Genomic DNA, 24,533 nt, shown 5'->3' on the forward strand with positions numbered 1-24,533 from the left:
CTCCATGATTGTTCTTGAAATAAAAAAGGGCGATTAAACCCTGTACCGCCCGGGACGATGGTTCATTGCGATGATCATATTCAGTACCACCGCGCCCGCAATGGACGCAAGCAACATCGGCAGGCTGACGACAAACAGCGAGGCCAGCACCACGCAGGTATCGACCGCCATTTGCAGTTTACCGGCGCGAATGCCGAAACGGTCTTGCAGCCAGAGCGCCAGGATATTGATCCCGCCCAGGCTGGCTTTATGGCGAAACAACACTATAAACCCAATCCCCATGATGACGTTACCGAACAATGCCGCATAAAAAGGATTCAGTGTGGAAAAATGCATAAACAGGGGATGAAGATGGGTAAAAAGCGACACCAGCCCCACGGCACAAAAGGTTTTTAGCGTAAATTCCCAGCCCATTCGCTTCACAGCCAGCCAGTAGAACGGCAGGTTGATTACAAAGAAAACGCTGCCAAATGACAGGGGCGACAGATAGATGATAAGGAATGCCAGTCCAGCCGTGCTGCCGGTCAATGCGCCTGCCTGCTTCAGCATGAGCACACCAAACGAGACCATTAAGGTGCCGAGCAGGATAGCCAGCGCATCTTCAAGGCGAGAGTGAGGAATATCGGCGGGTTGTACAATGTTGTCCATAAAGCAGTCTCAATGCGGATGATGCAGCACCAATGCAATAACTGCGCCAGCCTGTGCAGGCGCTCAGGCATAAGCGTCTTACCGGATTTTACTGCCCCGCCGGGACGGTCGATTGTGCATCGTCCGACTCAAATATGCATAAAAAACGCATCATGCTGCCACATCATGCACCATCTGCGCGCATTATGCCCTTTTTTGGCGCACAGCCTGCTGTTCGCCCATCATTAATCCGTTCTCTTTGAGTCTGCCCAGTACCACCGATGTTTTGACATGGGAAACGCTCTGGTGACCGGCTAACAGCTGGCTGATTACCGCGCTCAGTGAGGCCAAATCGGCCACGGCGACTTTCAGCAGGTAGTCGGCATCACCGGTGGTTTTATAGGCATCAATAATTGCGTCTTCCTGTTCCACCATGCGATGGAAGCTGTCGACATAGTCGGCGGTATGGTTAATGAGCCGCACTTCAATGAGTCCGACAATGCCCAGCCCCACCGCGTCCGGCGACAGCCGTGCGTGATAGCCAAGAATCAGGTTGGCCTGTTCAAGATTGATACGCCGACGTGAACATTGTGAAGCAGAAAGACCGACCAAATCGCTGAGTTCCTGATTGGTCAAACGGCCATTAGACTGGAGCAGAGTAAGAATTTTTAGATCGTAATCGTCTACGTGCGTCATGCTGTTTCCGTCGCGTGTCAGTGTCGCTTTGCTACAGATAACCCGATTCACTGCGACGTTGTCCAACACTATTTTGCACGGTCCTGCCTGCCATGCACAGATCGTGCATGACAGGCCAGTGACGGATTATTCGTCGTCGTACTGCGGGCCTGCATAGTTATCAAAGCGTGACCACTGACCGTTAAATGTCAGGCGTACGGTACCGATCGGGCCGTTACGCTGCTTACCCAGAATGATCTCTGCGATCCCTTTCAGGTCGCTGTTTTCGTGATAAACCTCGTCACGATAAATAAACATGATCAGGTCAGCATCCTGCTCGATCGAACCCGATTCACGCAGATCCGAGTTTACGGGACGTTTATCGGCACGTTGCTCCAGGGAGCGGTTCAGCTGAGATAACGCCACCACGGGCACGTTAAGCTCTTTTGCCAGCGCTTTTAATGAACGGGAAATCTCGGCAATCTCCAGCGTACGGTTATCTGACAATGCGGGCACGCGCATCAACTGCAGGTAGTCGATCATGATCAGACTGAGGCCACCGTTTTCACGATAGATGCGACGCGCGCGGGAACGGACCTCGGTCGGCGTCAGGCCAGAAGAATCATCGATATACATATTCTTCTTTTCCAGCAAAATGCCCATCGTGCCGGAAATGCGCGCCCAGTCTTCATCGTCAAGTTGACCGGTACGAATACGGGTTTGGTCAACCCGCGACAAGGAGGCCAGCATACGCATCATGATCTGTTCGCTGGGCATCTCCAGACTGAAAATCAGTACCGGTTTGTCCTGCAGCATCGCCGCGTTTTCACAAAGGTTCATGGCGAACGTGGTTTTACCCATTGAGGGACGTGCGGCCACGATAATTAAGTCTGAGCGTTGCAGCCCGGCCGTTTTCTTATTCAGATCCTGATAACCGGTATCGATGCCCGTGACGCCATCGTGCGGCGTCTGAAACAGCGACTCAATCCGTGAAACCGTCGCTTCCAGAATTTGTTCGATGTTTTTGGGGCCATCGTCTTTGTTAGCCCGCGCCTCAGCGATTTTAAATACGTTCGACTCGGCAAAATCCAGCAGGTCTTCACTGCTGCGCCCCTGGGGATCATAACCGGCATCGGCTATCTGATTCGCCACGGCGATCATTTCGCGCACGACCGCACGTTCACGCACGATATCCGCGTAAGCGCCGATGTTCGCCGCACTGGGCGTGTTTTTCGCCAGCTCAGCCAGGTAAGCAAATCCGCCGGCCATCTCCAGTTCGCCGCGCGTTTCCAGCGATTCTGACAGCGTAATCAGGTCGATAGGTTTGCTGTTTTCCAGCAGGCGCTGCATCTCTGAGAAAATAAGACGGTGCGAGCGATTGAAAAAATCATTTGCCACGACGCGTTCGGACACGTTGTCCCAGCGCTCGTTATCCAGCATTAACCCACCCAGCACCGACTGCTCCGCTTCCAGCGAATGCGGGGGCATTTTCACGCCTTCTAACTGGCGATCCTGCGTTTCGTTCGATTTGTTGGTGGGTTTATTTCCTGCCATAGTGAATGCATTACCGATCTTCTGTGGGGACGCGCAAGTATACCTCAGTTAAGGGGCGTGCCTCACCTTCATGATGAAACAATCACAGGAGTAAGCATGGCAAAGCGTATTCAGTTCAACGCACACGGCGGCCCGGATGTCCTGACCTGGATTGATTTTGAGCCTGCCGATCCCGCGGATAATGAAATCCAGGTCGAAAACCGCGCGATTGGCATTAACTATATTGATACTTACGTGCGCAGCGGGCTGTATCCGACAGGTCATTTTCCCTCTGGTCTGGGCACCGAGGCGGCGGGCGTGGTCACCCGCGTGGGATCGGCGGTCACGCGTTTCAAACGCGGCGATCGCGTCGTGTACTGTCAGGCCGCACTCGGGGCTTACAGCGAGCTGCATAACGTGGCGGAAGACCGTCTGATGCTGTTACCCGACGCCATCAGTTTCGAGCAGGCTGCCGCCAGTTTTTTGAAAGGCCTGACGACGCAGTACCTGTTACGACAGACCTATAAGCTCAAAGCCGACGAAATTTTTCTGTTTCATGCCGCGGCGGGTGGCGTGGGGTTGATTGCCTGCCAGTGGGCAAAAGCGCTCGGTGCCCATCTGATCGGCACCGTCGGCTCCGCCGAAAAGGCGACACTGGCCAAAAACGCGGGAGCCTGGGCCACCATTAATTATCAGCAAGAGGACATTGCACAACGGGTCAGTGAGCTGACCGACGGCAACAAGGTTGGCGTGGTGTACGACTCTGTGGGGAAAGCGACCTGGGAAGCCTCGCTGGACTGCCTGCGTCGTCAGGGACTGATGGTGAGCTTCGGGAATGCTTCAGGGCCGGTGACCAATGTTGATCTCAGCATTTTAAATAAGAAAGGCTCGCTGTTTGTTACCCGTCCTTCCCTGTTCGGCTACATCACCAATCGTCAGGAGCTGGAAACGGCCAGTGCAGAATTATTCTCTTTACTGGCAAGTGGCGCCATTAAGGTCGATGTGCCCGAGCAGCAAAAATTTGCACTGAAAGAGGCCAGCCGCGCTCACCAGTTACTGGAGAGCCGCGCGACGCAGGGATCGAGCCTGCTGATTCCCTGATGTAAAAAGGGCTTCCCGCAGGAAGCCCTTCTTTTATTTTTCATTCGCACTGATGTAGGGGCAGAAGCGATGAATATGTTATGAATCAACGACAGCTATCCTGACAGAAAACATAAGTAAAAAGTATGATTGTTGTTAATATTCTGAGCACCAATTTTTCACTGTGTGATCACGCACACATTTATCCCCTGCCATTCCGCTCCAGCCTGCGGATCCTGCGCCTGTACAGGACGCGCTGGCGAGTGTCTTCGTCAGTGAAAAAGCGCCGACAGAGCCATACTGCGGCCACGGCCAGCAGTAGCCAGGGCAGCACCTTCACAATCAGCATCACCATGCCGCCGACAAACATCACGATCGTGGCCACGACCAGGGCAGCAATGACGCCGATTAAGGACACGCCAGTCAGCAACAGCATCAGGAAGAAACCGAATACAAAAATAATGTCCATTTGTTCACTCCTCACGATGAATACGTTACGTATTACAAGAACCATGCCAACAAGTAACCTGTTGATAGTGATGAGTTAAGTATGAAGTATGCAAAATCAACCTGGCGAGATTCACCAGATTATGGTGAAAAAAAACCAGCCGGCTGGCTGGTTTAACTGTATCAGGCTTCCTGAGGGATCTTATCGGCGACCAGTGCTAATGCAGCCTCCAGTACCCGCACATCGGCACCGGGCTTATGGGCATTCTCGCTAAGGTGACGACGCCACTGGCGCGCGCCAGGGATCCCCTGGAACAGCCCCAGCATATGCCGCGTCACATGGCCAAGGTACGTGCCTTTTGCCAGCTCGGCTTCAATATAAGGGTACATGGCGCGCACCACCGCCACCGGATCAGCGGCAGGCTGTTCCCGGCCAAACACTTCCCGATCGACATGCGCCAGGATGCCGGGGTTTTGATAGGCCTCGCGGCCCATCATGACACCATCCAGGTGCTGAAGATGCGTTTTAGCCTCTTCCAGCGTTTTCACGCCGCCGTTAATGGCAATCGTCAGTTGTGGAAAATCACGCTTTAACTGATAAACCCGGGGGTAATCAAGCGGTGGAATCTCGCGGTTTTCTTTCGGACTCAGACCCGAAAGCCATGCCTTGCGCGCATGAATGATAAAGGTGTCGCAGCCACCGCGCTCTGCCACAGTGCCGATAAAATCGGTCAGGAAGGCATAGCTGTCCTGTTCATCGATACCGATACGGGTTTTGACCGTGACCGGAATATCCACCACATCACGCATCGCTTTAATGCCGTCAGCGACCAGCCCGGCTTCCGCCATCAGGCAGGCACCAAAGCGGCCATTCTGAACACGATCTGACGGGCAACCCACATTGAGGTTAACTTCATCGTAACCGCGCTGTTCAGCCAGCGCCGCACACTGCGCCAGTGCAGCCGGATCGCTGCCGCCCAGTTGTAACGCGACCGGGTGCTCCTCTTCACCAAAGGCCAGATAATCGCCTTTACCGTGAATAATGGCTCCCGTGGTGACCATTTCGGTATACAGAAGCGTATCGCCGGTCAGCAGACGATGGAAATAGCGACAGTGACGATCCGTCCAGTCGAGCATGGGTGCAACAGAGAAGCGTTGGGAGGAAAAAGTGTCGGTCATGAAGCGCAGTCGATCCGGTGGTTAACAGTGATGATATTCTGCGCAAGGATAGCATAAGGGCGGGCGACAAGGTATCGCCCGCCCGTTAATGGCACGGAATCAGAAGTTAAATCCGAGTTGCGCCATGGCACCCCAGGTATTGTTTTGCCCCACCGAGCCTGCCAGATCCAGATGCACAGAATTGTTGAACGGTGACAGCCCAAAGCCTGCGGTCGCCACATTTTCGTCGTTGGAACGCATATCTGCGCGATAACCGGCACGTAACTGCAACCAGTCCAGTACGCGATATTCTGCGCCCACGCCTGCATACTGGCTGTTTTCCTGAGATTTGAAACGGTGCGTTTCGGTCAGGTCAACATCGCCTGTCAGCGTGACCGGCCCTTTATCCCAGGCTAAACCCGCCGTCACTAATGGACGGATTTCATAGGTATCCTGATAGCCATTCACCTCTTTGGTTTGCAGGTCACGTGATACCAGGTTCTGTCCGGTCACGCCTAATGTCCAGTTTTCTGCGAATACCGTCGCCAGGCCGGCGTCAACGTTGAACCCGCTTTCGGTGCTGCGGTAGCGGCCATCCCGTAAATCGTTTTTATCGTAGTTATAAACGCTGGCGGAATAGTTATACAGCCAGGTCTTTTGCAGCTTAGGCGTCACACCAATCGACACCGGATGGCCGGCAATCGTGAACTCACGGGCAACGGCGATACCATAATCGGTATTCAGCGCAGCCAGCCCGTTCGCGCTGGAGCCCAGCAAGTTTTGTACATTAGGCAGACCAAATACACCGCCAGGAATACCGGCAAACGTTCCGTCAGCCACGCCTTGTAAAATAACGATATCGCCTTCTTTTACATTCGCGCGGACATGCGCCGTACCATAGGCTTTGGTGACAAAGGCAAAAGGCAGCGTTTCATTCGGAACGGTGACTGCAATCGCGACACCTGCTGTCGCGTTGGCTTTGTTACCGCGTAAATCTCTGAGCGTATTGGCCAGATCCCCTGACGCAGCCTGTATCTCAGGAATACGGCGCAGCAGCTCTAACGTCGAGGCATTATCAAACAGATCCTGATAGCGATTTACCGTGTCAGTAATGTTATCGATCTTATCGATCATCTTGTCTTTATCAGTAATTTGCGCGCCCGCACTGGGAAAAATGATGCTGACGTTGTCATCGGGTTTTGCTTTGGTCATTAACGCCGGGTTAGCTAAAACGGCAGACCCGTAGGTAGAAGATGCCACGCCCGTTCCCCCCATTGCATCGTTACGGGCATCGTACCAGGTTCCCGCGGCCAGCGCGGATGATGAAAAAACCAGAGCATTAAACACTGCAGGGAAAACCAGAACGGAACGTGGGACGGTTAATTTTGCCATTTGCTTATCATCACCTGAAAAATTGCCGTTAAAACATTAACGACCGAATAGTTTGTTAGCCCCATTGTGGAGGATGGCTAACGCTTTATTGCTGTGAATTCAGAGTAAATAGTGGCGCAATTCCATTGATTGATTATTTTTCGATCCGTTATGTCTGGTTACCATCCAAAAAGCGTTAACAGAAGGAGGCCGGGACCAGCACTTTATTAAGAACTTTTAAACATTAGTTCTTAACTCAGTGAGATGTAAAGCAAAAGGAAAAAATATTTACAAACATTCTGACATATATTGGCCTCGCAGACGGGCGCAAAGTCGTAAGGAACAGATAAGCACGGGTAAAGGGAGGAGGTGCAGACAGGCAAGGTGCATCGTACATATCATTAATGTGATAAGATAACATCACCTGTCAAACGGAGAAATTCCATGTCAACCATGACGCCAGAGCAAATCATGACCCAGGCTGAGAAACTGTGTTTACAGCGCGGTGTTCGCCTGACGACCCAGCGTGCAGAGGTCCTGCGGTTGATGGCCGGACAGCCAGGATCGATCAGTGCTTATGACCTGCTTGATCAGTTGCGTGTCAGTGAGCCCCAGGCCAAGCCTCCTACCGTCTACCGTGCGCTGGATTTTCTTCTTGAGCAGGGTTTTATCCACCGCGTCGAGTCCAATAACAGCTATGTGATGTGCCACCATTTCGACGCACCCGCCCATACATCGGTGATGCTGGTCTGCGATCGCTGTGCACTGGTCACGGAAAAGCAGGCGCAGGGCGCAGAAAAAATCATCGCATCACTGGCGCAAGAGGCAAGCTTTGTCCTGCGGCATAGCGTGATAGAGGCGCACGGGTTATGTGAAAACTGTGCGGAAGTTGAAGCCTGTGAACAGCATGAACATTGTGATCATGACCATCAGGCTGACGGGAAGAAACGCAGTAAACGAAGTTAATTGCACATCCTTGTGCGGTCTGGCCGGCATGAGCGTACCGGCCCGGGTAGGAGCATCCCTGAATAACGTGATTACCAGCGGTAATCCTTGTTGTGACCTTCCCAGTCCGTTACTTCTTTCTCCGCCTGATCTTTCGCGTAGCCGTAACGTTCCTGAATTTTGCCGACCAGCTGATCGCGTTTACCTTCAATGACTTGCATGTCATCATCGGTCAGCTTGCCCCATTTTTCTTTCATTTTTCCTTTGAACTGTTTCCAGTTACCACTCGCTTCGTCTTTATTCATTGCAGACCTCCACGTCATCCTTCGATTTCGTTTTATTTTGCCATCAGGCAAAATTACGATATAAAGCGCTGTTTAATAGCGCCATTCAAAGATAATTGTAGTAGCTAATTTCAGTTTTGCCGGAAAAAATGAAAATTTTATGTATCCTGCGTCATATTTCAGGCAAGTTGCTCAGGCGCTAAACCAGGTGCCATTGCGCCAGTGCCTGCGCCAGACCAGCCAAAGTGACAGGCCGCGAAGCGCCAGAAAAACGGCTATCGCCAGCCATAAGCCGTGATTACCGATAAAAGGCACGGTTAACAGCGTCAGGAAATAGCCCAGTGCGGCAATCGCCATACTGTTGCGCATTTCTCTTCCGCGCGTCGCACCAATAAACATGCCATCCAGCAGATAGCACCAGACGCCAACCAGCGGCATGACAACCTGCCACGGCAGAAAGCGGTCAGCCGCCTGTTGAAGTGCGGGAATCGATGTCAGGAGAGCCACGATCTGATAGCCACAAACAGCATAGACCACGGAGAAAAACAGCGCGACTGACAGTGCCTGACGGCAGGCAGCAATCCATACCAGTTGCAACCGGCTGCCGTCTTTTGCGCCGTGTGTCTCACCAGCAAAAGCTTCGACGGCGTAAGCAAAGCCATCCAGCGCATAGGCGGTAAACGTCATGAACATCAGCAGGATGGCATTTACCGCCACCACATCAGGTCCGATATGCGTTCCCAGCACGGTCAGAGAGGCAAAGCAAAGCTGTAACAGTAAGGTACGCAGCAGGATGTCGCGATTCAGGCGAAGCAGGCGGTGGATATCGCCACGCCAGCTATGGACCAGACTGTGCAGCGTGATGCCGCGCAGCGCCAGCACGCGCCAGACCATAAGTGCCCCAACCAGCAACGTCGCATACTCCGCGATAGCCGTCGCGGCTGCAGCCCCGGCGACGCCCCAGTGCAGCACCAGCACCAGCCAGAGGTCCAGCAGAATATTGATAACGTTGCCCACCACCAGCAGGATGACCGGCGCTCTGGCATACTGTACGCCCAGCAGCCAGCCCAGAATCACCAGGTTAGCCAGCATGGCGGGCGCACTGAGCCAGCGAATATGGATAAACAGCGCAGCCTGCTCAAGCACAGCGGCCTCTCCGCCGATAAAGCGGGTTGCTAATGCCGTGACAGGATGACGCAGGGCAATAAACAGGCTGCCGGCCAGTAAGGCAATGATCAGGGGCTGTGCCAATGCGCGCGCCAGCGCCGTTTTGTCGCCCGCGCCAAACGCCTGAGCCGTCAGGCCTGTCGTGCTCATACGCAGAAAAAGCAGCAGCATGAAGATAAAACTGGTAACGGTCGTCCCGACCGCAACGCCGCCCAGATAAACCGGGCTGTCGAGATGGCCAATAACGGCTGTATCGACTAAACCGAGCAGAGGAACGGTGATATTTGACAGGATCATGGGCAGCGCCAGCCGCCACAGTTTTTTATCAGTAGCTGTCAGGAAGCGCATGTAACGTCCGTGCAATGCGCCGCTGGTGTTGCAGATGAACCCACAGCGGCAAAACAGGGGCAGACTGGGTAACGTCAAGGTTGACGTAAAGAGCCAACCTTAAGAAGAGTTATAACCACTCACCGTTACGTACGATGCCAACCGCCAGACCTTCAACCGTCAGCGACTGCGCACGCGTATCGACAATGATAGGCTCAAAATCCGTATTTTCAGGTAACAGATGCACCACTGATCCCTGCTTTTTCCAGCGCTTCACGGTGACTTCGTCATCAATGCGCGCTACCACCACCTGACCATTACGCACTTCCTGCGTTTTATGCACGGCCAGCAAATCACCATCCATGATGCCAATGTCTTTCATTGACATGCCGCTAACGCGCAGCAGGAAATCGGCAGAGGGCTTGAACATGTCTGGATCCACTTTGTAGTGGGTTTCGATATGTTCCTGGGCCAGCAACGGCTCACCCGCCGCAACGCGCCCAATGAGTGGCAGGCCATCTGAAGGTTCTTCTTCCATTAACAAACGGATACCGCGGGACGCACCAGAGACGATTTCAATCACGCCTTTACGCGACAGCGCTTTCAGATGCTCTTCTGCCGCGTTAGGTGAGCGGAAGCCCAGTTGCGCAGCAATTTCTGCACGCGTAGGCGGCATGCCCGTTTGATTAATGTGGTCGCGAATCAAGTCGTAGACCTGTTGCTGCCTGCTGGTTAATGCTTTCATCCCGCCCCCTGGTTGTTTATACAGTCGCTGTGAGTATATACAGGTATTGGTGAAATGGAAACCAAAAGTCAGGCCAAAATCAGTAATTTGACGGGAGATGGAATGCTTATCGCAAATGCGACCAAAGTAGCGTTCCCCAAACGAACAGGGCCAGTACTATTGCCAGCAAAACAGCGGCCGATCCCATATCTTTGGCACGGCCGGCAAGAGGATGTCGTTCCTGCCCTGTGCGGTCCACCACTGCTTCGATGGCGCTGTTCAGAACTTCAACAATCATCACCAGCATGACCGCGCCAATCATCAGGATGCGCGAAATAGTATCGACATCCAGCCAGCAGGCCAGGATAATTGCCGCCAGTGAAATTACGGCTTCCTGGCGGAAGGCAGCTTCATGCTGCCAGGCGGCGCGAAGACCTTGCCATGAGTAGCCAGCCGCTTTCACAATCCGGGTAATGCCGGTGACATTATTTGTCATGATAAAGGAACTCTTTTCAAAGGATTGACGTCAATACCGGGCAGCGCACAATTGTCGCTGTCACAGATTTTTGCTGCGCGTTCTGATATGCTTGCGCCGCTTTGCTAACAAGAGGCTTCATGTTGTCTATGTCAGGTTGGCGTAAAATTTTTTATAAATTGCTGAACTTACCCCTTTCATTTCTGGTAAAGAGTAAGGCCATTCCGGCTGATCCCGTCTCCGAACATGGGCTGGATCCTACCCGGCCTATTATGTATGTCCTGCCTTATGATTCAAAGGCCGATCTCCTGACTTTACGCGCGCAGTGCATCCGGCACGATCTGCCTGATCCGCTTATTCCGCTGGAGATAGACGGCGCCCTGTTGCCGCGTCATGTCTTTATTAATGACGGTCCGCGTGTGTTCCCCTATTTCGTGCCCAGCCTTGAATCGGTCAAAATCTTCCACGAGTATCTTGATCTGCACCGCAGCAACCCTGAACTTGATGTTCAGATGTTACCGGTTTCAGTCATGTTTGGCCGTGCGCCGGGTCGGGAAGTCCAGGGCGACGATCATCCGCCTCATTTGCGGCTCCTTAACGGCATTCAAAAATTCTTTGCCGTTCTCTGGCATGGCCGCGACAGTTTTGTGCGTTTTTCGCCCACGGTCTCCCTGCGTCGTATGGCGACCGAACACGGTACCGACAAGTCGATTGCGCAGAAGCTGGCTCGCGTAGCGCGCATCCACTTTGCCCGTCAGCGCCTGGCCGCGGTGGGACCGCGTCTGCCGGCTCGCCAGGATTTATTCAATCGCCTGTTGCAGTCGAAAGCGATTGAAAAAGCCGTGGAAGACGAGGCGCGTAGCAAGAAAATCTCCCATGAGAAAGCGCAGCAAAACGCCATTGAAATGATGGAAGAAATTGCGGCCAACTTTTCCTACGAAGCGATTCGTATCACCGACCGCGTGATGGGTTGGCTCTGGAGCCGACTCTATCAGGGGATCAACGTTAACGGCGGTGAGCGGGTACGTCAGCTGGCGCAGGACGGCCATGAAATTGTTTATGTGCCTTGCCACCGCAGCCATATGGACTACCTGCTACTGTCTTATGTGCTGTATCACCAGGGCCTGGTTCCGCCGCATATTGCCGCAGGGATTAACCTGAACTTCTGGCCTGCCGGGCCGATTTTCCGTCGTCTGGGTGCCTTCTTTATTCGTCGTACCTTTAAAGGCAACAAGCTCTATTCAACCGTGTTCCGTGAATACCTTGGCGAGCTCTTTACCCGCGGCTATTCCGTCGAGTATTTCGTGGAAGGTGGACGCTCACGTACCGGCCGACTGCTGGATCCGAAAACCGGCACCCTCTCTATGACGCTGCAGGCCATGCTGCGCGGCGGCACGCGACCTATTACGTTAGTGCCCATTTACATCGGTTATGAACATGTAATGGAAGTGGGTACTTACGCTAAAGAGCTACGCGGTGCGGCAAAAGAGAAAGAAGGCTTTATGCAGATGGTGCGCGGCCTGCGTAAGCTGCGCAACCTGGGCCAGGGTTATGTGAACTTTGGTGAGCCGTTGCCGCTGATCAACTATCTGAACAAGCGCGTACCGGAATGGCGTGAGTCTATCGATCCCATTGAAGCGCAACGTCCGGGCTGGTTAACGCCAACGGCCAATGATATCGCCGCCACCATCATGGTACGTATTAATGAAGCCGGGGCCGCGAACGCCATGAACCTGTGCGTAACGGCACTGCTCGCTTCACGCCAGCGTTCACTGACCCGTGAACAGCTGATTGAGCAGCTGGAATGCTATACCCAGTTATTACGTAATGTGCCCTACTCGCCGGATGCCACTTTGCCTGACATGTCTGCGGAAGCGTTGCTGGATCACGCGCTGAGTATGAACAAGTTTGAGAGTGAGAAGGACAGCATTGGCGACATCATTATTCTGCCGCGCGAGCAGGCGGTGCTGATGACCTATTACCGGAATAACATCCACCATATGTTGGTGATGCCCTCTCTGATTGCGACCATCATCCAGCAGCACCGTAACCTGAGCGAAGCCGAACTGCTGCGCCAGGTCAGCCTGATTTACCCCATGCTGAAGAGCGAGCTGTTCCTGCGCTGGGGCAACGACCAGCTGCCGCAGCTGCTGGCTGACTTATGCCAGGAGCTGGCGCGCCAGGGACTGATTACCGTTGAGGCAGGTCTGCTGTCGTTCAACACGGCACGTTACCGTACGCTGCAGTTGCTGGCTGCCGGTGTACGTGAAACGCTGCAACGTTACGCCATCACCTTCTCGATTCTCAGCGCCAAGCCCACCATCAACCGCGGCACGCTGGAAAAAGAGAGCCGCACGCTGGCCCAGCGCCTGAGCGTACTGCATGGCATCAATGCGCCTGAGTTTTTCGATAAAGCGGTGTTCTCTACACTGGTACTGACCCTGCGCGATGAAGGCTATATCAGCGACAGTGGCGATGCGGATGTGGCGCAGACGCTGGCGACCTGGCACATTCTGGCAGAACTGGTCACCAGCGATGTCCGTATGACCATCGAGAGCGCCGTTGCACACAGCTAACGTGCTGGCATGACAAAAAAGGCGACCTGACTGGTCGCCTTTTTTATTGCTTACTGAACCTCACACTGTGCATCGCACTGGCGCTACGTTCGGTGCCTGCCCTATAACAGGTTTAAGAACGGCGGAGTATTCATTAACACGCCGAGAAACAGCACCAGCCCTACATAATTGTTATTCAGAAACGCCTGGAAACAGGCCTGACGCGCGCGCTTTGCGATCAGTTTTTGCTGATAAACAAATAAACCGCCCGCCAGTAACAGCGTCCAGTAAAACGCCCCATTCAGATGCAGCCGTGTCCCTACCAGCGCCATCAGCCCCAGCGTCGCCAGTTGCAGCAGGCCGATAATCAATTTGTCGTACTGGCCAAACAGAATGGCTGTGGACTTCACGCCAATCTTCAGGTCGTCCTCGCGATCCACCATGGCATATTGCGTATCGTAGGCCACCGTCCAGCAAATGTTGGCGAGAAAGACCAGCCAGCAAACCAGAGGTAAGGACTCACTAACCGCGGCCCAGGCCATGGGAATTGCCCAGCCAAATGCGGCGCCAAGGACTACCTGCGGCAAATGCGTATAGCGCTTCATAAAAGGATAAACCCAGGCAAGCGCCAGCCCGACAACAGAAAGCATAATCGTCATCAGGTTCATGCTCAGTACCAGGCCAAACGCGATCAGCCCCAGTACCACAAACAGCATTTTAGCCTCTTTCGCCGTGACAGCACCGCTGGCCAGTGGCCGGAGCTTTGTGCGTTCCACATGGCCGTCGACTTTACGGTCAGCATAATCGTTGATCACACAGCCAGCTGCACGCATGACAAATACGCCCGCGACAAACACGATCAGTACCGGTAACGGCGGCATCGCCCTGTTAGCCAGCCACAGCGCCCACAACGTCGGCCACAGCAGCAGCAGTGTGCCAATAGGTTTATCAATTCGCATGAGGCGGCTGTAAGCCTGCCATTTGGTCATTTGTTGTCTGTTTTGCACAGGTCAAATCCTTAACCCTGGTAACGGTAAACCGGCGACGCCGGTAAAAATAATTCGGTTAGTAGCAGGGGCTTCCCCGATAAACGCAGGCGCGACCGACGTCCCCACAGCGATTCAACGTTACCGGGCTCGATAAAATCGCGGGTCAGGGTTGAAGAGGAGAACAGGTAACGTCCCAGCGGTCGCGTTCCGAGCTGCTGCAACATTGCTTCGGGACCGTTCAGGGTGCTTTCAGGCACCAGCGTGCGTCCCGCCAGCCAGGGTTGTTCGTCGCCATACAGGATCACTTCACGCAGCCAGAAGCGCTGATCAGCGGGTAACAGCGCACCTTCGTCACCTAATTCGTCAGCGTGGATAAACCCTTCACGAACGGGCTCCACCCTGACCTTCTGGCAATGCTGTTCGAAGCGCCTGGTCATAGAGTCCTCCTCCATCAGCCAGTCACGAAGTGATGGCGACAGAGCAGCACCGTCCAGCGCCAGCCAGTTGAGTGAACGTAATAAACGGAGCGGGTCTTGCGTCATGACACTTTCCCCCAAAAATTTTCAGGCAGGTAGTTTAGCGCAGAGCGATTCACGGCACACCCGTCCGTCATGCAAACGCGAGGTTATTCGCGCTTAAGCCGGTTACTGTTTGCCAGCCACAGGGTGATAACCAGCAGCAGAATAGCAGCCGAGTAGCACAGCGTATCAAAGGGATTTTTGTGGTCGACGATAATCAGCCTGATGATAGCCGTGATGCCGATATAGACGAAATAGCGTAACGGGAAATGGTAACCCGACTGGAAGTACTTCACGATGAGGGCAATAAACTCAAAGTAAAGGAAGTAAATCACGATGCCTTCAATCAGAAGATAGGAGGACGCCTGCTCGCCCGTGCTGAACAGGACGTTGGCTAAATGGACCGTCTCTTTGCCCAGGAAGACCATTAAAATGAACGCCAGAATCAGTAATCCTGCATTCAGCACCCATTGCATCAGGCGCGCTATCTTTTGTGCTATCGGGTTTTTATCACTCATTTCACGCCTCGAAAATAAAGGGATGTTTTCTGGCATTATCATGCTTTAGTGTGACGTAAATCACAATATAGCCGTCAGGCTTACTTAACAGCGTCTTTCAAATCACCAGACTGCGCGATGGAATGCCAGCCCCGGCATCCTGGGTTATACCGCCGGGACCGTACGAACCTGTCTTTTGATGAAAGCCAACCGGACAGACCGATCATATCGGCTGGCAGACCCACTCCGTCGTGCCGTCCTGTCATACGGTTTTCACATCCGACATTTACATTGGCTCGGTTTTTCAACCCCGGCAGTCAGTTAGCGCCCGCTTCCATACCCGACTCAATGGATAAGCGTCCTGAGGCGGCACGTTGCGTTGGCCTCCGCGCAGCCAACAGCGGCGTTCATGCCCGGCCAGGCTTAATCTGTTCCGCATTAACAGTTACGGGATTACGTCAGGTTAGTGTGCACTTACTCAAATATTAAGATGCGGCCGGACGGCGTTGCGCTGGCGGCGTTAAAACAGCCCGACGTCAGAGACGCAGACAAAGGCCCCCTGTGGCGTGAAGACGCCGCAGCAAGAGAGGACAACATGAAAACAATTCTGGTGATTCTGGACGGCCTGAGCCATCACGTTGCCCATCATGCGATGGGTTATCTGCACGCAGAATGTGCGCAAGGTAAAGGGCATTATTATCATCTCACCTGTGCACTGCCTTCTCTGTCGCGTCCGCTGTATGAATGCATTCTGACCGGTGTTGCGCCTGTGCAAAGTGGAATCATCCACAACGGGGTAAACCGCCTGAGTCACGAACAGAGCGTATTTCACTATGCGCGTGATGCGGGCCTGACCACCGCCGCAGCGGCTTATCACTGGATCAGTGAACTTTACAACCGCAGCCCTTTCGTGCCTGCGCGCGATCGTCATACCGAAGCGCCGGCCCTGCCTGTCCAGTTCGGGCACTTTTACGTTGACGACAGTTACCCCGATTCGCACCTGTTTGAAGATGCCGAGAGCCTGAGGTTGCGGCACAACCCGGACTTCCTCCTCATCCATCCGATGAATATCGATTATGCCGGTCATCAACATGGCCTGTCCTCGCCCCAGTATCGTAACCGGGCACGCATGGCGGATGGTTACCTGTCGCAATGGATGCCTGGCTGGCTGGCAGAAGGCTATCAGGTGATGGTGACCGCTGACCATGGCATGAACGACGACCGCTCACATGGTGGCATGCTGCCGGAGGAAACGACCGTTCCCCTGTTTGTCTTTGGTGACGGGTTCTCGCTAAAGCCTGGACTGGAACTGCAACAAACCGATCTCTGCGGCACGCTGTGTACACTGCTCGGCGTTCCTCATGACAAGCCGGTGCATCACGATCTGCTGGCACAGGTTTCGCTCTGACCCTCTTCCCGCTTCTGGCGGCAGGAATACAGTAAACTGCCGCCCCGGGTCTGGCGGGTTGGGCGAACGGCACAACCCGTCCTTCTGTTGCCGTTATTCCGCTGAACACCTGCCGTACTGACTTTGTCGCCATGCCCTTCACTGACCACAGAAAAAAGCGCACCGGCCGCGCGCGGCGGGAAAGGTCCGCCTGAGGCCAGCCGGATTTGTCGTGAGGTATCCGCAGAGTGGTCTACATTTAAAGGGGCCGACGCTGCGCAGGTCATTTAAAACACTGGAAAAAAGTTCGCAACGTCCGGCAGCCATGTTCGCAGATTGCGCTCTCCATCAGGCTGGCAATCTGTCATGCCGTAAGCCTGATGGTTGAGGAGCAACGTTACGTGTTAACCCTGCTTAACTTACTGTCTGCCGTTGCGCTTCTGGTCTGGGGCACGCACATTACGCGCTCCGGCATTATGCGCGTTTACGGGGCCGATTTGCGCCGGGTGCTCAGTCGCAGCGTGGAAAAGAAGCCGATGGCGTTTCTTGCCGGTATCGGCGTAACGATGCTGGTGCAAAGCAGTAATGCCACCACGCTGCTGGTTACCTCGTTTGTGGCTCAAAATCTTGTCAGCCTGACACCCGCTCTGGTAGTGATACTGGGCGCTGACGTCGGTACGGCCATTATGGCGCGCGTCCTGACATTCGATCTCTCCTGGCTTTCCCCGCTGTTTATCTTTTTTGGCGTGGTTTTCTTCCTGAGTCGCAAACAAAGCCGGGCAGGTCAGCTTGGCCGGACCAGCATAGGTCTGGGGTTAATTCTGCTGGCGCTACAGCTGATTGTTGAAGCCGCCCGACCGATTACCCAGGCGGCTGGCGTGCAGGTTCTGTTTTCCAGTTTAACCGGTGACGTCATGCTGGACGCTCTGCTCGGAGCGGTCTTTGCCATTATCAGCTACTCCAGTCTCGCCGCTGTGCTGATTACCGCCACACTGACCGCCACAGGCGTGATCGCCTTCAAGGTGGCCCTGTGCCTGGTGATCGGCGCGAACCTGGGCAGCGGCTTACTGGCGGTTATTAACGGCAGCGGATCCAATGCGGCCGGGAAACGCGTTGCAATGGGCAGCTTTCTGTTTAAGCTGACGGGCTGTGTAATAATTCTGCCCTTTGTTGAAACCGTAGCGGGCTGGCTGGATAAACTGCCCGTTAATGACGAAGAGCTGGTGATCTTCTTTCACGTTTTCTACAACCTGTTTCGCTGCATTATCATGGTGCCCTTTGCCGATGCGATGGCACGCCTGTGCCGTCGACTGATTGCGGACGATGCCGAAAGTGACGTCACGCTAAAACCCAGACACCTTGACAGCAGCTCGCTGGATACGCCCGCTCTGGCGCTGGTGAATGCTGCGCGCGAAGCGTTGCGTATGGGCGACGTGCTGGAGCAGATGCTGGATACGTTTCTGCAGGTGGTGCGCGGCGAGTCGCGGGCAGAACGTACGGTACGGCGGCTGGATGATGATGTGGATGTCCTGTATACCGCCATCAAACTCTATCTGGCGCGCATGCCGAAAGAGGATTTATCAGAGGAGGATTCCCGCCGCTGGGGGCAAATCATAGAAATGTCGCTGAATCTGGAGCAGGCCGGTGACATTATCGAGCGCATGAGCGGGGACGTCGCCGATAAATCTCTGGCTGCCCGGCGAACCTTTTCGCCCGAGGGCCTGAAAGAGCTGGAAGCCTTGCATGAGCAGCTTATCGCGAATCTACGGCTGAGCCTGTCGGTATTTTTATCTCACGATGTTACCAGCGCTAAGCGGCTACGCCGCGCCAAACACCGCTTTCGCCTGAAAATACGCCGCTATTCACACTCGCATGTTGATCGGTTACATCAGCAGAACATTCAGAGCATTGAAACCAGTTCGCTGCACCTGGGCTTGCTGGGCGATATGAAGCGTCTGAACTCGCTGTTTTGCGCGGTCGCTTACACGGTTCTGGAGCAGCCTGACGATGAGCGGGATTATGACTAAAGAAAGTGCGAAGGCCGTTTGGCCTTCGCACTGTGTCTCTCAGGGACGGGATGACGGCTTTTTATCTGTGGGCTTACCGGACCAGTAGCCCGCCAGCAGGGAACCGGAAAGGTTGTGCCAGACGGAAAACAACGCCCCCGGCAGTGCAGCCAGTGGCGAGAAATACAGTTTACCCAGCGTCGCCGCCAGCCCTGAATTCTGCATGCCCACTTCCAGCGCCAGCGTGCGGCAGGTGGATTCATCAAAGCCAAACAGCTTGCCGCCCCAGTAACCGCCGAGCAGACCAATGGCGTTATGTAACATGACGGCGGCGATCACCATCACGCCAACCGAGGCAATAAAGCTCTGGCTACCGGCGACCACAGCACTGATGATCAGCAGAATACACACCATTGAAAAAGCGGGAAGATAAGGCTCTACCCGACGAACCAGACCGTTAAACGTGTGGTGAATGATCAACCCTAACCCGATAGGGATCACGACGATCCTGATGATGCTCAGCAGCATACCGGCAACATCAACCTGAATATGCGTATCCACATAAAAACGGGTCAGCAGCGGCGTGGCAAATACCCCGACCAGCGCGGACACCGAGGAGATGGTCACCGAGAGCGCCACATCGCCTTTTGCCAGATAAATCATCACGTTCGAGGCGGTTCCACTGGCAACGCTGCCCACCAGAATCATCCCGGCAGCCAGATCGGGCGGCATGTTAAACAGTTTTGCCAGCGCCCATGCCGCCAGGGGCATCACCAGATAGTGCAGGAATGTACCTGCAAGCACCGGTGCCGGACGGGTTAAGACGCGTTTGAAATCATTGATATTCAGCGTGACTCCCATACCGAACATAATCAGCATCAGCAGATACGCGACCCACGGGCCAATGCCAAGAAAGGTGGTGGGCGAGTAGTAAGCCGCGACAGACAACAGGACGGCCCACAGGGGGAACAGACGGGTTAAGGTGGCAAGCATCAACAAACATCCTTTTAGCAAAATCAGCGACGTGCGTGGAATGATGTCCGGCGGCATCACAGCCGGTCAGTAAAAAGCCGGACAGGGTCCGGCTTTCTTTTGATGTCAGCGGCGCTTATTCAAACAAGTTGTGGTGCAGCGTACGCACCACACTTTCCGCATCGTCACCTGGCACCAGGAAGCAGAGGTTATAGCTGCTGGCTCCGTAGCAAATCATGCGCAGGTTAAAGGGCTCAAGTACGCCAAACACCTCTTTACCTACCCCACAGGCTTTCGACAGTTCATTGCCGATTATGGCCACCAGCGCCAGGTTTTCCTCTACTTCCACCCGACACAGGGATGAGAGCTCGGTTAACAACGCCTGGCTCAGCAGATGGTCGCCGGTTGAAGTCGAGCCGGTCGTATCCAGCGTCAACGCGACGCTGACTTCCGAGGTGGTAATCAGATCCACCGACACGTTGTGACGCACCAGGATATTGAACACTTCAGACAGGAAGCCCGGCGTATGCAACATATTCAGGCTGTGCAACGTGACCAGGGTTTGCTTGCGACGTAGCGCCAGCGCTCTGAACAGCGGCGGATTCGCCGTCTCATTGCACACGCGCGTACCGCCTGCTGCAGGATCTTTACTGGAGCCGACGAACACCGGAATGTCGCTACGGACAGCGGGCAGCAGCGTGGCAGGATGCAGAACTTTGGCACCAAAAGTGGCCATTTCAGCCGCTTCTTCAAAAGTGATTTCATCAATACGTTTAGCCGCCGGGACTACACGCGGATCGGTGGTGTAAATGCCCGGCACGTCTGTCCAGATATCCACGCGCGCAGCGTTTAATGCTTCACCCAGCAGGGCGGCCGTATAATCACTGCCGCCGCGGCCCAGCGTGGTGGTACGTCCTTTTTCTTCGCTGCCGATAAAGCCCTGCGTGACCACCAGAGCGGCGGCAATGCGCGGCTGCAACTGCACACTGACCTGCTCGGCCAGTACGGCGACATCAGGCTCCGCACGGCCAAAGCGATCGTTCGTGCGCATGACTTTACGCACGTCAAACCATTCCGCATTGACCCCGCGCTCACGCAGGATCTCGACAAACAGCAGAGTCGACATGAGTTCGCCGTGGCTGACCAGTTCGTCGGTTAAGGCGCTGGAGGTGGCGAGAGCGGCGGCGTCAGACAGCATGCCGATATTGTCGATAATGCGGTCGATTTCATCGCGGATAACGTCTGGATTGTTCAGGCGATCGATGATGGCATATTGAATGCGGCGGATATCATCGAGCTGCGCCGCGCGTTGCGATGTCTCCTGACCTTCGGCAAGGGAGACCAGCAGATTGGTGATGCCTGCAGAGGCAGAAAGCACCACCAGCCGGGTATTGCTGTCCTGCAACACCACATCGGCGCTACGGTTCATGGCATCGAAATCGGCAACGCTGGTACCGCCAAATTTCGCTACATTCAGATTCAGAGACATTGTATGACCTCGTGTCAGGATACGTTGCCCTCACCCGTTAAGAGATGAGAAACAGTAATTCAGCCTAAGCACAAGGAAAGAGCAGAAACGGGTAAAATCGAATAGACGAGTCACCCAGAAGCGCTCCACCTTGCGAAACGTCCGACTGTGGACGTTTCTGGTGACAACCCAGGGGATTCAGCCCCTGTAGCCGACAGCCAACACACCGTGATGTTGACCACCTCGGCGTCGCTCCCCCTGATGTGTTATCTCTGGATACGGTTCCTCCAACACACTGCCTGGTCGACGCGCCTCTTCTGGCTTGCGCACAGGTGCGCAAGTAGCGCGCATAGATTTAGCGATTTCTGGCCCTGCTGTCAATGACCGTCACGGGACAATTTTTCATGCAGAGCGCACCGGATAACAAATTTTGCCTAATCTCTGCGACTACAGTGCTAAATGGCTTCAGCAACGTCGTCACATTCTGATGCGGCACAATGTTCGTGGGCTGCCGTTGCGCCATACTTTTCAGCCTTTCGCCCATGGAAACAGTCCGAATGATTGCCGCATCATCCACTGCGAAACGGGCTGTATTCGTGCGCTGACACCATCGCACTGACAAAGTTTTTCCTTTCAGTTGCAACTGTGGTCATACTGAAATGCTAACCGGGTACGATGCGACCCCGATGGAATGACGGTTCTTAATATCAACAAGAGTGTTGCCATGAAAAATATCAATCCGACCCAAACCGCAGCCTGGAAAGCGCTGCAAGAGCATTATGAACAGATGAAAACGGCGAAAATCGCCGACCTGTTTGCCCAGGATGCCGATCGTTTTGCTAAATTCTCAGCCACCTTTGACGACCAGATGTTGGTAGATTTCTCCAAAAACCGAATCACGCAGGAGACGCTCGATAAACTGCTGGCCCTGGCAAAAGAAACCGATTTAAGCGGCGCGATTGCGTCCATGTTCTCGGGCGAAAAAATTAACCGGACGGAGGATCGCGCCGTCCTGCACGTCGCCCTGCGCAACCGCAGCAATACGCCAATCAAGGTGGATGGCAAAGATGTGATGCCTGAAGTCAACGCGGTGCTGGCGAAAATGAAAAGCTTCTCCGAGCGCATTATTGGCGGTGACTGGAAAGGTTACACCGGCAAACCGATCACCGATGTGGTGAACATTGGTATCGGCGGTTCCGATCTGGGGCCGTTTATGGTGACTGAGGCACTGCGCCCGTACAAAAACCACCTGAACATGCATTTTGTGTCCAACGTTGACGGCACGCACATCGCCGAAACGCTGAAAGACCTCAGCCCCGAAACCACGCTGTTTCTGGTGGCGTCAAAAACCTTTACCACCCAGGAAACCATGACCAATGCGCACAGCGCACGCGACTGGTTCCTGAAAACGGCCGGCGATCAACAACACGTTGCGAAGCACTTTGCTGCGCTCTCCACCAATGCTAAAGCCGTGGGCGAATTTGGCATCGATACCGACAATATGTTCGAGTTCTGGGACTGGGTCGGCGGCCGCTATTCGCTGTGGTCGGCCATTGGCCTGTCCATTATTCTGTCGATTGGTTTTGAGAACTTTGAGCAGTTGCTGAGTGGCGCGCATGCCATGGATAAGCACTTCTCTACCACGCCAGCCGAAAAGAATATCCCCGTTCTGCTGGCGCTGATTGGTATCTGGTATAACAACTTCTTTGGCGCGGAAACCGAAGCTATCCTGCCTTACGATCAGTACATGCACCGTTTTGCAGCCTATTTCCAACAGGGAAATATGGAGTCGAACGGGAAGTACGTTGATCGCGCAGGCCAGCCGGTGACCTATCAGACGGGCCCGATTATCTGGGGTGAACCCGGCACCAACGGCCAGCATGCGTTTTATCAGTTGATTCACCAGGGCACCAAACTGGTACCTTGCGATTTTATTGCACCTGCCATCAGCCACAATGCCCTGGCCGATCACCATCCTAAGCTGCTGTCGAATTTCTTTGCTCAGACCGAAGCGCTGGCATTTGGTAAGTCACGCGAAGTGGTGCAGAAAGAATTTACTGATGCGGGTAAATCGGCGGAATCTGTCGCGCACATCGTGCCGTTTAAAGTGTTTGAAGGGAACCGCCCGACCAACTCAATTCTGTTGCGCGAAATCACGCCATTCAGCCTGGGCGCGCTGATTGCGCTCTACGAGCATAAGATCTTCACCCAGGGGGCAATTCTGAATATCTTCACTTTTGACCAGTGGGGCGTGGAATTAGGCAAACAGCTGGCTAACCGTATTCTGCCGGAGCTGGAAGATGACAGTAATATTACTAGTCATGACAGTTCGACTAACGCCTTAATTAACTGCTACAAGAAATGGCGCTAATCGTATAGTGACAGAGGCGGCCTGCCGGCCGCCTTTTTTTTGTCATCACGATCGGGCACGCTGCTTTTTATCTGAAAAGCCTGCTGGCAGACTGGAAAATTCTTAAAATGCACTGCGGCAATTCTGAACCTCGCGCTGCGCAGAGCGCATCACCCTACTAAAAACCGGATCTAAAACGGTAAGCCAATGCTTCTTACCTGTTGTTTTATAAGGTGATTGGATTTTACGCTTATTCAGGTAATTCCGATTATTCTCATTCCGTACCAAAAGATACTAAATAAGTAGAAACCGCTTTGCTTTCCTCTTACTCACAGACAAATATCCGGCCTTTCACGGTAAATCCACCAATTTAAAATAAGTTAACGCTGAATCCGCTTAATTTGCCCCGTTTTTTTACGCGTCATTTACCAGGTTTTAAGACTACTCAACTCTGGTATTTTGTTGCCCTATACTGGACGCGCCCATAATGGGTCTGTCCTTCGGTTTGCGATAACCGTTTATTCTGTTTCGCGAATGTGTTGGATAGCAATCCTTCATTCAACCAATGTAGGTGTTGTTATGAAAAAACGCATGATTGCCGGTCTGGCATTACTCGTCGCCGTCTCTTCCAGCGCTTATGCGGCACCGGAAGAAGCTGGTGCCGCAGCAGGCGCACAGGCGGGGACAATCTCCGCAGGTACGACTACCGCTGTAGGTATCGGCGTGCTCGGCGCGTTAGTAGGACTCGGCGTTGCCGCTTCTGGCGGTGGTGACGGGGCAAATACGGGTACAACTACCACGACCACAACGGGCACCACACGTTGATGGGTACCCTGATTCTTTAGGCTGCAGCAAGGCCGCGAACGTGTGAGTCGTGATGCATTTACGCAGGTGAGTGTGTTGCGACGAGGATGCCAGCGTGTCGGCAGCTGAAAGAACAGAGGTATGGGAGCATTAATCATAACCACACATTCGTGT

22 protein-coding genes and 1 riboswitch are annotated in these 24,533 nt (G+C 54.0%); of the genes, 7 read left to right on the forward strand and 15 right to left on the reverse strand.

Annotated features, from left to right (window positions below; all coding sequences use genetic code 11):
- Window positions 1–33 precede the first annotated feature (33 nt).
- The 3 genes from C1N58_RS16415 to dnaB all read right to left on the reverse strand — a co-directional run bounded on the left by C1N58_RS16415 (window position 34) and on the right by dnaB (window position 2,856).
- The gene (locus C1N58_RS16415; RefSeq protein WP_054634667.1) at window positions 34–648 is read right to left on the reverse strand and encodes a YitT family protein; all 615 of its coding nucleotides are present in this window, start codon (window positions 646–648) and stop codon (window positions 34–36) included.
- 183 nt (window positions 649–831) lie between these two features.
- Window positions 832–1,323 (reverse strand): Lrp/AsnC family transcriptional regulator, encoded by a 492-nt coding sequence (locus C1N58_RS16420; protein ID WP_039339069.1) that lies wholly within the window; start codon window positions 1,321–1,323, stop codon window positions 832–834.
- Window positions 1,324–1,449: 126 nt separating this feature from the next.
- Window positions 1,450–2,856 (reverse strand): replicative DNA helicase, encoded by a 1,407-nt coding sequence (dnaB, locus tag C1N58_RS16425; protein ID WP_006121562.1) that lies wholly within the window; start codon window positions 2,854–2,856, stop codon window positions 1,450–1,452.
- A 96-nt stretch (window positions 2,857–2,952) separates the two neighbouring features.
- Here dnaB and C1N58_RS16430 point away from each other — a divergent pair, with 96 nt between their 5' ends.
- Window positions 2,953–3,936 (forward strand): quinone oxidoreductase, encoded by a 984-nt coding sequence (locus tag C1N58_RS16430; RefSeq protein ID WP_054634668.1) that lies wholly within the window; start codon window positions 2,953–2,955, stop codon window positions 3,934–3,936.
- A 181-nt stretch (window positions 3,937–4,117) separates the two neighbouring features.
- On the opposite strand, the gene pspG is transcribed toward C1N58_RS16430, so the two are convergent.
- The 3 genes from pspG to C1N58_RS16445 all read right to left on the reverse strand — a co-directional run bounded on the left by pspG (window position 4,118) and on the right by C1N58_RS16445 (window position 6,912).
- The gene (gene pspG / locus C1N58_RS16435; protein WP_054634669.1) at window positions 4,118–4,384 is read right to left on the reverse strand and encodes an envelope stress response protein PspG; all 267 of its coding nucleotides are present in this window, start codon (window positions 4,382–4,384) and stop codon (window positions 4,118–4,120) included.
- A gap of 161 nt (window positions 4,385–4,545) precedes the next feature.
- Window positions 4,546–5,541: a tRNA dihydrouridine(20/20a) synthase DusA gene (gene dusA, locus C1N58_RS16440; protein ID WP_054634670.1), complete on the reverse strand. Its 996-nt coding sequence runs from the start codon at window positions 5,539–5,541 to the stop codon at window positions 4,546–4,548.
- 99 nt (window positions 5,542–5,640) lie between these two features.
- Window positions 5,641–6,912 (reverse strand): conjugal transfer protein TraF, encoded by a 1,272-nt coding sequence (locus tag C1N58_RS16445; protein WP_394564342.1) that lies wholly within the window; start codon window positions 6,910–6,912, stop codon window positions 5,641–5,643.
- A gap of 423 nt (window positions 6,913–7,335) precedes the next feature.
- Here C1N58_RS16445 and zur point away from each other — a divergent pair, with 423 nt between their 5' ends.
- Window positions 7,336–7,857 carry a zinc uptake transcriptional repressor Zur gene (gene zur / locus C1N58_RS16450; RefSeq protein ID WP_054634672.1) on the forward strand — a complete coding sequence of 174 codons (522 nt, stop codon included), beginning with the start codon at window positions 7,336–7,338 and terminating at the stop codon, window positions 7,855–7,857.
- Between the two features lie 71 nt (window positions 7,858–7,928).
- Here zur and C1N58_RS16455 read toward each other — a convergent pair whose 3' ends face one another.
- From C1N58_RS16455 to C1N58_RS16470, 4 genes are all read right to left on the reverse strand, one after another.
- Window positions 7,929–8,141 carry a CsbD family protein gene (locus C1N58_RS16455; protein WP_006121556.1) on the reverse strand — a complete coding sequence of 71 codons (213 nt, stop codon included), beginning with the start codon at window positions 8,139–8,141 and terminating at the stop codon, window positions 7,929–7,931.
- A 171-nt stretch (window positions 8,142–8,312) separates the two neighbouring features.
- Window positions 8,313–9,635, reverse strand: coding sequence for an MATE family efflux transporter DinF (gene dinF / locus C1N58_RS16460; protein ID WP_394564343.1), 1,323 nt, complete (start codon window positions 9,633–9,635; stop codon window positions 8,313–8,315).
- A 109-nt stretch (window positions 9,636–9,744) separates the two neighbouring features.
- Window positions 9,745–10,359 (reverse strand): transcriptional repressor LexA, encoded by a 615-nt coding sequence (gene lexA, locus C1N58_RS16465; protein WP_006121554.1) that lies wholly within the window; start codon window positions 10,357–10,359, stop codon window positions 9,745–9,747.
- A gap of 106 nt (window positions 10,360–10,465) precedes the next feature.
- Complete coding sequence (locus C1N58_RS16470) at window positions 10,466–10,834, reverse strand: diacylglycerol kinase (RefSeq protein ID WP_006121553.1); 369 nt, start codon at window positions 10,832–10,834, stop codon at window positions 10,466–10,468.
- A gap of 128 nt (window positions 10,835–10,962) precedes the next feature.
- Between C1N58_RS16470 and plsB the strand changes: the two genes are divergently transcribed.
- Complete coding sequence (gene plsB / locus C1N58_RS16475) at window positions 10,963–13,389, forward strand: glycerol-3-phosphate 1-O-acyltransferase PlsB (RefSeq protein ID WP_394564895.1); 2,427 nt, start codon at window positions 10,963–10,965, stop codon at window positions 13,387–13,389.
- Window positions 13,390–13,490: 101 nt separating this feature from the next.
- Here plsB and ubiA read toward each other — a convergent pair whose 3' ends face one another.
- The 3 genes from ubiA to psiE form a co-directional block, all read right to left on the reverse strand.
- Window positions 13,491–14,357, reverse strand: coding sequence for a 4-hydroxybenzoate octaprenyltransferase (gene ubiA, locus C1N58_RS16480; RefSeq protein ID WP_217271717.1), 867 nt, complete (start codon window positions 14,355–14,357; stop codon window positions 13,491–13,493).
- Between the two features lie 29 nt (window positions 14,358–14,386).
- Window positions 14,387–14,899 (reverse strand): chorismate lyase, encoded by a 513-nt coding sequence (gene ubiC / locus C1N58_RS16485; protein WP_006121550.1) that lies wholly within the window; start codon window positions 14,897–14,899, stop codon window positions 14,387–14,389.
- Window positions 14,900–14,982: 83 nt separating this feature from the next.
- Window positions 14,983–15,393: a phosphate-starvation-inducible protein PsiE gene (psiE, locus tag C1N58_RS16490; protein WP_006121549.1), complete on the reverse strand. Its 411-nt coding sequence runs from the start codon at window positions 15,391–15,393 to the stop codon at window positions 14,983–14,985.
- Between the two features lie 574 nt (window positions 15,394–15,967).
- Between psiE and C1N58_RS16495 the strand changes: the two genes are divergently transcribed.
- Window positions 15,968–16,780 (forward strand): alkaline phosphatase family protein, encoded by an 813-nt coding sequence (locus C1N58_RS16495; protein WP_205952482.1) that lies wholly within the window; start codon window positions 15,968–15,970, stop codon window positions 16,778–16,780.
- A 380-nt stretch (window positions 16,781–17,160) separates the two neighbouring features.
- Entirely contained in the window at window positions 17,161–18,786 is a 1,626-nt protein-coding gene (locus C1N58_RS16500; RefSeq protein WP_394564344.1) for a Na/Pi cotransporter family protein, read from the forward strand.
- Window positions 18,787–18,825: 39 nt separating this feature from the next.
- Here the strand turns inward: C1N58_RS16500 and panS are convergent, their stop codons facing one another.
- Both panS and lysC read right to left on the reverse strand, forming a co-directional pair.
- Window positions 18,826–19,758: a ketopantoate/pantoate/pantothenate transporter PanS gene (gene panS / locus C1N58_RS16505; protein WP_039339079.1), complete on the reverse strand. Its 933-nt coding sequence runs from the start codon at window positions 19,756–19,758 to the stop codon at window positions 18,826–18,828.
- Window positions 19,759–19,873: 115 nt separating this feature from the next.
- A complete protein-coding gene (gene lysC, locus C1N58_RS16510) occupies window positions 19,874–21,226 on the reverse strand; it encodes a lysine-sensitive aspartokinase 3 (protein ID WP_006121545.1) in 1,353 nt (450 codons plus the stop codon).
- Window positions 21,227–21,336: 110 nt separating this feature from the next.
- Window positions 21,337–21,530, reverse strand: a riboswitch (Lysine riboswitch).
- Between the two features lie 399 nt (window positions 21,531–21,929).
- On the opposite strand from lysC, the gene pgi reads away from it, so the two are divergent.
- Complete coding sequence (gene pgi / locus C1N58_RS16515; protein ID WP_006121544.1) at window positions 21,930–23,576, forward strand: glucose-6-phosphate isomerase; 1,647 nt, start codon at window positions 21,930–21,932, stop codon at window positions 23,574–23,576.
- A gap of 558 nt (window positions 23,577–24,134) precedes the next feature.
- Entirely contained in the window at window positions 24,135–24,380 is a 246-nt protein-coding gene (yjbE, locus tag C1N58_RS16520) for an exopolysaccharide production protein YjbE (RefSeq protein ID WP_006121543.1), read from the forward strand.
- Window positions 24,381–24,533: the final 153 nt, after the last annotated feature.

The sequence above is a fragment of the Pantoea sp. SGAir0180 genome (genome assembly GCF_043546245.1).

Coding starts and splice junctions, on each gene's coding strand:
- dinF (WP_394564343.1), bottom strand. CDS start 9,635: ATGCGCTTCCTGACAGCTACTGATAAAAAACTGTGGCGGCTGGCGCTG.
- pgi (WP_006121544.1), top strand. CDS start 21,930: ATGAAAAATATCAATCCGACCCAAACCGCAGCCTGGAAAGCGCTGCAA.
- panS (WP_039339079.1), bottom strand. CDS start 19,758: ATGCTTGCCACCTTAACCCGTCTGTTCCCCCTGTGGGCCGTCCTGTTG.
- C1N58_RS16455 (WP_006121556.1), bottom strand. CDS start 8,141: ATGAATAAAGACGAAGCGAGTGGTAACTGGAAACAGTTCAAAGGAAAA.
- dusA (WP_054634670.1), bottom strand. CDS start 5,541: ATGACCGACACTTTTTCCTCCCAACGCTTCTCTGTTGCACCCATGCTC.
- C1N58_RS16470 (WP_006121553.1), bottom strand. CDS start 10,834: ATGACAAATAATGTCACCGGCATTACCCGGATTGTGAAAGCGGCTGGC.
- C1N58_RS16430 (WP_054634668.1), top strand. CDS start 2,953: ATGGCAAAGCGTATTCAGTTCAACGCACACGGCGGCCCGGATGTCCTG.
- psiE (WP_006121549.1), bottom strand. CDS start 15,393: ATGAGTGATAAAAACCCGATAGCACAAAAGATAGCGCGCCTGATGCAA.
- C1N58_RS16445 (WP_394564342.1), bottom strand. CDS start 6,912: ATGGCAAAATTAACCGTCCCACGTTCCGTTCTGGTTTTCCCTGCAGTG.
- C1N58_RS16495 (WP_205952482.1), top strand. CDS start 15,968: ATGAAAACAATTCTGGTGATTCTGGACGGCCTGAGCCATCACGTTGCC.
- C1N58_RS16420 (WP_039339069.1), bottom strand. CDS start 1,323: ATGACGCACGTAGACGATTACGATCTAAAAATTCTTACTCTGCTCCAG.
- C1N58_RS16415 (WP_054634667.1), bottom strand. CDS start 648: ATGGACAACATTGTACAACCCGCCGATATTCCTCACTCTCGCCTTGAA.
- dnaB (WP_006121562.1), bottom strand. CDS start 2,856: ATGGCAGGAAATAAACCCACCAACAAATCGAACGAAACGCAGGATCGC.
- pspG (WP_054634669.1), bottom strand. CDS start 4,384: ATGGACATTATTTTTGTATTCGGTTTCTTCCTGATGCTGTTGCTGACT.
- lysC (WP_006121545.1), bottom strand. CDS start 21,226: ATGTCTCTGAATCTGAATGTAGCGAAATTTGGCGGTACCAGCGTTGCC.
- plsB (WP_394564895.1), top strand. CDS start 10,963: ATGTCAGGTTGGCGTAAAATTTTTTATAAATTGCTGAACTTACCCCTT.
- ubiC (WP_006121550.1), bottom strand. CDS start 14,899: ATGACGCAAGACCCGCTCCGTTTATTACGTTCACTCAACTGGCTGGCG.
- lexA (WP_006121554.1), bottom strand. CDS start 10,359: ATGAAAGCATTAACCAGCAGGCAGCAACAGGTCTACGACTTGATTCGC.
- zur (WP_054634672.1), top strand. CDS start 7,336: ATGTCAACCATGACGCCAGAGCAAATCATGACCCAGGCTGAGAAACTG.
- yjbE (WP_006121543.1), top strand. CDS start 24,135: ATGAAAAAACGCATGATTGCCGGTCTGGCATTACTCGTCGCCGTCTCT.
- ubiA (WP_217271717.1), bottom strand. CDS start 14,357: ATGACCAAATGGCAGGCTTACAGCCGCCTCATGCGAATTGATAAACCT.